Below are 5556 nucleotides of genomic sequence, written 5' to 3'. Positions count from 1 at the left end.
CGTGGGGACCGTGCGGCTGCGCTGGCTGGGGCACCGGCTGCGCGCGGAGGCGTCGATCGTGGTGGACCCGCGGCTGACGGTGGTCGAGGCACACGCGCTCGCGGTGGAGGCCGAGCACGCGCTCCTGCATGCCGTGCCGAGGCTGGCGGCGGCGACGGTGCACGTCGACCATGCGCCGCCGCACGACGCGGCGCCCGATCCGCACTCGGCGCTCGCCCACCACTCGGTGCGGCCCCGCCCGGTTCCGTGACGGCGGCTGGGCGGCGGCTGCCGACGGCAGGCCACCGCGGGGGCGGCTACCCGTGGTCGTACACCGTCACGGGTATGCCGCGGGCCGTCAGGCTCTGCGTTATCAGCGGCTCGATCCGCGACCATGTGCCGCCCGCGAGCCCGCAGCCGATGCGCGGCATGTGGACCGAGGCGCCGAGTCCGGCGGCCCTGTCCGCGACGGCACCCAGTGCCGTGCCGATCGCTTCGTACCGCACGGGCACGCCCTTGCTGCCCGTCCGCATCCCCCGCTGACCGATCATGTTGGCGACCCATATCGTGGGCTCGACCCGCACGAACTGGACCGCTCCCAGACCGAAGTCGTTACGGGCGCGCTCACGGTGCCAGCGCCGGTAGGCGGCCTCGGGCCCGGGCCAGCGGCGGGACACCGCGACGACGAAGCCCTTGCCCCATCCGCCCAGGTCGTTGCAGACATGCGCGATCACCTTGACGCCCTTGGCCTGCGGTGCGGTGGCGTCACCCCGCACGTACGCGATCTCCGCGGTCCTCGCCGCTCTCTCCCCCATGGCGCCACACTACGCACAGGGTCTGACAATGGCCCCGGGGGTTCCTGCCCCTGGAGAGCGGTCCGGCGGGGAGCGGTCCGGCGGGGAGCGGTCCGGCGGGAGGCGGCGCGGCAGGAAGCGGTACGGCGGGCCGCACGGGTGTCACAGCGGTGGTGTGACAGCAATACTGTTCCGATGAGCACGCAGACCGGCACCGGGAAGGACAGCGAGGACGCGACCCTCACCGTCGACGAACTGGCGGCGCGCGCCGGCGTGACCGTCCGCACCATCCGCTTCTACAGCACCCGCGGGCTGCTCCCGCCCCCCGAGCTCGGCCCGCGCCGCGTCGGCCGCTACGGTCCCCTCCACCTCGCCCGGCTCGCGCTGATCGAGGAGCTCCAGCGGCACGGCATGACACTGGCCGCGATCGAGCGCTATCTGGAGCGGCTGCCGGAGGATCTCAGCACACATGACCTGGCGATCCACCGGGCGCTTGTCGCCTCGTGGTCGCCCGACCGGGCGGAGGAGATGAGCCACAGCCGGCTGGAGCGCCGGGCCGGCCGGTCCCTGTCGGCCCAGGACCTGGACCGGCTGGCCGCGATGGAGGTGCTGACGCCCGTCGGTGACGGCTTCCGCGTGGACCCGGGACTGCTGCAGCTGGGCGTGCAGCTGCTCGACGTACCGATCCCGCTGGAGACCATCGTCGCGGCACGCACGGTGCTGCTGGAGCACAGCCGGGCTGCCGCCCATGAGCTGAGCCGGATGTTCCGGGACGAGGTGTGGCAGCCGCATGTGCGGCGGGAGTCGGACGCCGAGCAGGTGGAGCACGTCAAGGCGATGAAGTCGCTGTCGGCCCATATGCAGCCCGTCATCGTCCAGGCACTGGTCACGGCGTTCACCCGCTCGCTGCGGGACGAGCTGCGCGGCTGGGCGGAGGAGGACCTGTAGGCGGCCGGCGGCCGGCGGGCCCCGGCCGGGGCGCGGGTCCCGACGCGGTGTCGCCGTGTCCGGGCGCCGGGGCGCCCGGACACGGCGAAGGGTCAGGCGTCGGCGAACGTCTCGCCCTTCTCGGCCTTCTCCACGAGCAGGGCCGGCGGTTCGAACCGCTCGCCGTACCGTTCGGCGAGTTCGCGGGCGCGGGCCACGAAGCCGGGCAGCCCGCCCTCGTAGCCGTTGATGTACTGCAGGACGCCGCCCGTCCAGCCCGGGAAGCCGATGCCGAGGATGGAGCCGATGTTGGCGTCGGCGACGGAGGTGAGCACGCCTTCCTCCAGGCAGCGGACGCTGTCGAGCGCCTCGGAGAACAGCATGCGCTCCTGCATGTCCTCGAACGGCACCTTGGCGCCCTCGCGGCCGAAGTGTTCGCGCAGTCCGGGCCAGAGCCGGGCCCGCCTGCCGTCCTCGTAGTCGTAGAAGCCCGCGCCGCCGGCCCGGCCGGTGCGGCCGAACTCGTCGACCATGCGGTCGATGACGGCCTCCGCCGGGTGTACCTCCCAGGTGCCGCCCGCCTCCTCGACGGCCTTTCGGGTCTCGTTCCGGATCTTGCGCGGCAGGGTGAGGGTGAGCTCGTCCATCAGGGACAGCACCTTCGCCGGGTAGCCCGCCTGGGCCGCGGCCTGTTCCACGGAGGCGGGCTCCACGCCCTCGCCGACCATGGCGACGCCCTCGTTGATGAACTGGCCGATGACCCGGGAGGTGAAGAAGCCCCGGGAGTCGTTGACGACGATCGGGGTCTTCCTGATCTGCCGTACGAGGTCGAAGGCGCGGGCCAGTGCCTCGTCGCCGGTGCGCTCGCCCTTGATGATCTCGACGAGCGGCATCTTGTCGACGGGCGAGAAGAAGTGCAGCCCGACGAAGTCCCGCTGCCGCTGGACGCCTTCGGCGAGCGAGGTGATGGGCAGGGTGGAGGTGTTGGAGCAGAGCAGGGCGTCGGGGGCGACGATGTTCTCGATCTCCTGGAACACCTTGTGCTTGAGTGCCTGGTCCTCGAAGACCGCCTCGATCACGGCGTCGCAGCCCGCGAGGTCCGCCGCGTCGGCGGTGGGGGTGATCCGGGCGAGCAGTTCGTCGCGCTGCGCCTCGGTCGTACGTCCCTTGGCGACGGCACTGGCGAGCAGCTTCTCGGAGTAGGCCTTGCCCTTCTGGGCGGCCTCGGCGGTGACGTCCTTCAGTACGACGTCGATGCCGGCGCGTGCGCAGGAGTACGCGATCCCGGCGCCCATCATCCCGGCGCCGAGGACGGCGACCTTGCCCACCTTGCGCGGTTCGGCGTCCTTCGGCCTGCTGGCACCGGAGTTGACGGCCTGGAGGTCGAAGAAGAAGGCCTGGATCATGTTCTTCGCGGTCTGGCCGGTGACCAGCCCGGTGAAGTAGCGGGCCTCGATGACCTGCGCGTTGTCGAAGTCGACCTGGGAGCCCTCGACGGCCGCGGCGAGGATGGCCCGCGGGGCCGGGTAGGGGGCGCCGCCGGTCTGCTTGCGCAGGTTCGCGGGGAAGGCGGGGAGGTTCGCGGCGAACCTGGGGTTCGACGGGGTACCGCCGGGGATCTTGTAGCCGGGCACGTCCCAGGGCTGGCGGGACTCGGGGTGCGCGTCGATGAAGGCGCGGGCCCTGGCCGCCATGTCCTCGGGGCTGTCGGCGACCTCGTGGACCAGACCGGCCTCCAGAGCGCGCCGCGGGCTGTACTGCCTGCCCTCGAGGAGCACCTTGAGGAGGGCGTCGGCGATGCCGAGGAGCCGCACGGTGCGGGTGACGCCGCCGCCGGCCGGGAGGAGGCCGAGGGTGACCTCGGGCAGGCCGATCTTCGAGCCGGGGGCGTCGAGGGCGATGCGGTGGTGGCAGGCGAGCGCGATCTCGTAGCCGCCGCCGAGCGCGGCGCCGTTGATGGCCGCGACGACGGGCTTGCCGAGGGTCTCGATGCGGCGCAGGTTCCGCTTGATGCCCATGCCGGCCTCGAAGACGTGCTCGGCGTCCTCGGGACCCGCCTTGATCATGTCCTTGAGGTCGCCGCCGGCGAAGAACGTCTTCTTGGCGGAGGTGAAGACGATGCCCCTGACCGTCTCCTGTTCCGCCTCGAGACGGTCGGTGACGGCCTGGAGGGACTCCCTGAAGGCCTGGTTCATGGTGTTGGCGGACTGGCTGGGATCGTCGAGGACCAGGGTGACGACGCCTGTCTCGTCCTGTTCCCAGCGGATGGTGGTGCTGCTGAGGGTCATCTGTGTCGGCTCCGTACGAGGTGAGGACCCGGCGGGTGGGCCGAAGGGGTGCGCCTGCGCCGGGAGGGGGAACGCGCGCGGGTCCCGAGGATCGAAGGACCGGGCACGATCGGCTTCCGTCGCAGGCTCCGGCGCCCCTGAGGCGGACCGAGCCAAGGAGTGGGAGGGGTCAGACGCGTTCGACGATGGTGGCGATGCCCATGCCGCCGCCGACGCAGAGCGTGGCGAGGCCGTAGCGCTTGTCCTGGCGTTCCAGCTCGTCGATGAGGGTGCCGAGGATCATCGCCCCGGTGGCGCCGAGCGGGTGGCCGAGGGCGATGGCACCGCCGTTGACGTTGATCTTGTCGAGGCTCAGTCCCATGTCCCGGGCGAAGCGCAGGACGACGGCGGCGAAGGCCTCGTTGATCTCGACGAGGTCGATGTCGTCGATGGTCAGTCCGGCCTTGGCGAGTGCCTTGCGGGCGGCCGGTGCGGGGCCGGTGAGCATGATGGTCGGCTCGGACCCGGAGACGGCGGCGGAGACGATGCGGGCGCGGGGCGTGAGCCCGTACCGCTCGCCGGTCTCCCCCGAGCCGACGGCGACGAGGGCCGCGCCGTCGACGATGCCGGAGGAGTTGCCCGCGTGGTGGACGTGGTCGATCTTCTCGACCCAGTGGTACTTCTCCAGGGCCACGGCGTCGAAGCCGCCGAGGTCGCCGATGTCGGCGAAGGACGGCTTGAGCCTGGCGAGGGAGTCGGCGGTGGTGCCGGGGCGCATGTGCTCGTCGTGGTCGAGGACGACGAGGCCGTTGCGGTCCTTCACGGGGACGACGGAGCGGGCGAAGCGGCCCTCCTTCCACGCCTCGGCGGCGCGTTCCTGGGAGAGCGCGGCGTACTCGTCCACGTCGCGGCGGCTGAAGCCCTCGATGGTGGCGATGAGGTCGGCGCCGATGCCCTGGGGCACGAAGTCGACGGCGATGTTGGTCATCGGGTCGGCGAACCAGGCACCGCCGTCCGAGCCCATGGGGACGCGGGACATGGACTCGACGCCGCCGGCCAGGACGAGGTCCTCCCAGCCGGAACGGATCTTGGCGGCGGCCATGTTGACCGCTTCGAGCCCGGAGGCGCAGAAGCGGTTCTCCTGGACGCCTGCGACCGTGTCGGGCAGTCCGGCGGCGATGGCGGCGATCCGGGAGATGACGGAGCCCTGGTCGCCCACCGGGCTGACGACGCCGAGCACGAGGTCGTCGATCGCCGCCGGGTCGAGCCCGGGGAAGCGGTGCTGGATCTCGTGGATCAGGCCGACGACGAGGTCGATGGGCTTGGTGCCGTGCAGGGCGCCGTTGGCCTTGCCGCGACCGCGCGGGGTGCGGATCGCGTCGTAGACATACGCTTCGGTGCTCAAGGTCTGCAGCCTTTCGGAGCTGGTAGGGAGGCTGGTGGGGACGGGATGCGGGCGGTGCTCAGCCGAGGGGGACGTCCCAGTCGCGGGCCACCTCCGCCGCGTCCGCCCCCGGCTGTGCGGGGCCGCGGCGCACGGAGCCGGGGGTGGCGGAGAAGCGGGGCGCGGGTGCGTGCTGGGTGATGCC

5 protein-coding genes and 1 pseudogene are annotated in these 5556 nt (G+C 72.2%); 2 read left to right on the top strand and 4 right to left on the bottom strand.

The window, feature by feature from the left end; all coding sequences use genetic code 11:
* Positions 1 to 250: cation transporter dimerization domain-containing protein (locus tag GUY61_RS33770; protein WP_279576886.1), on the top strand; the 250-nt coding region annotated here is incomplete at its 5' end.
* A gap of 46 nt (positions 251 to 296) precedes the next feature.
* Here GUY61_RS33770 and GUY61_RS33765 read toward each other — a convergent pair.
* Positions 297 to 794: a macro domain-containing protein gene (locus tag GUY61_RS33765; protein ID WP_166634134.1), complete on the bottom strand. Its 498-nt coding sequence runs from the start codon at positions 792 to 794 to the stop codon at positions 297 to 299.
* Between the two features lie 174 nt (positions 795 to 968).
* Here GUY61_RS33765 and GUY61_RS33760 point away from each other — a divergent pair, with 174 nt between their 5' ends.
* The gene (locus tag GUY61_RS33760) at positions 969 to 1721 is read left to right on the top strand and encodes a MerR family transcriptional regulator (RefSeq protein ID WP_166634133.1); all 753 of its coding nucleotides are present in this window, start codon (positions 969 to 971) and stop codon (positions 1719 to 1721) included.
* Between the two features lie 92 nt (positions 1722 to 1813).
* Here GUY61_RS33760 and GUY61_RS33755 read toward each other — a convergent pair whose 3' ends face one another.
* From GUY61_RS33755 to GUY61_RS40830, 3 genes and pseudogenes are all read right to left on the bottom strand, one after another.
* Positions 1814 to 3988, bottom strand: a complete 2175-nt coding sequence (locus GUY61_RS33755; RefSeq protein ID WP_166634132.1) for a 3-hydroxyacyl-CoA dehydrogenase NAD-binding domain-containing protein — start codon at positions 3986 to 3988, stop codon at positions 1814 to 1816.
* Positions 3989 to 4157: 169 nt separating this feature from the next.
* Positions 4158 to 5372: an acetyl-CoA C-acetyltransferase gene (locus GUY61_RS33750; RefSeq protein ID WP_166634131.1), complete on the bottom strand. Its 1215-nt coding sequence runs from the start codon at positions 5370 to 5372 to the stop codon at positions 4158 to 4160.
* 58 nt (positions 5373 to 5430) lie between these two features.
* Positions 5431 to 5556: pseudogene (locus tag GUY61_RS40830) on the bottom strand (CoA transferase); the annotation flags it as partial.

It is taken from the genome of Streptomyces sp. GC420, from assembly GCF_009916105.1.
Classification (GTDB): domain Bacteria; phylum Actinomycetota; class Actinomycetes; order Streptomycetales; family Streptomycetaceae; genus Streptomyces.
This window is presented reverse-complemented; position numbering and strand designations above follow the sequence as displayed.

Excerpts from the sequence above, each read along its gene's own strand:
- GUY61_RS33765 (WP_166634134.1), bottom strand. The coding sequence starts at position 794 with ATGGGGGAGAGAGCGGCGAGGACCGCGGAGATCGCGTACGTGCGGGGT.
- GUY61_RS33760 (WP_166634133.1), top strand. The coding sequence starts at position 969 with ATGAGCACGCAGACCGGCACCGGGAAGGACAGCGAGGACGCGACCCTC.
- GUY61_RS33755 (WP_166634132.1), bottom strand. The coding sequence starts at position 3,988 with ATGACCCTCAGCAGCACCACCATCCGCTGGGAACAGGACGAGACAGGC.